This is a genomic window from Mesorhizobium sp. M7A.F.Ca.CA.004.04.2.1, from assembly GCF_004022825.1.
In the GTDB taxonomy this organism is placed as follows: domain Bacteria; phylum Pseudomonadota; class Alphaproteobacteria; order Rhizobiales; family Rhizobiaceae; genus Mesorhizobium.
On record NZ_RZPH01001799.1, the window covers coordinates 1 to 435 of the forward strand.

Annotated in this window: 1 protein-coding gene; it reads left to right on the top strand. The window is 67.4% G+C overall.

All coding sequences use genetic code 11. From position 1 onward, the window contains the following. On the top strand, positions 1–435 hold a 435-nt coding region (locus EN893_RS37635), incomplete at both ends, for a phosphoenolpyruvate-utilizing N-terminal domain-containing protein (RefSeq protein ID WP_281062557.1).

The window sequence follows — 435 nt, forward strand, 5'->3', positions numbered from 1 at the left end:
GACGGCGAGATCGACAGGTGCCGCACAGCCGTCGGCGCGGTCCAGGCCCGCATGGATCTTGCGTTGGCGCAGGACAGCCTGTCGGCTGGAGACCGCGGCATCGTCGCTGCGCTGCGCGATATCGCCGCCGACGACAGCCTGACTGGTGAGGCCGAGGGCCTGATCAAGGGCGGCAATGACGCGGTCTCCGCCGTCATCACCGCCGCCTCCACCATTGCCGCCGAATTCAGCGCGGTCGACGATCACTATCTCAACGCCCGGACGGACGACGTTCATGCGGTCGGGCGGCAGATCTGCCTCGTGTTGCTGGGGCAGGACGATATCAGCCTCGAAAACATCCCCGAAGGCGCTATCCTGATCGCCGACGACATCGGTGCCTGGGATCTGGCACGCGCGCCGCTGAAGCGTATCGGCGGCGTGGTGTGCGGCCATGGC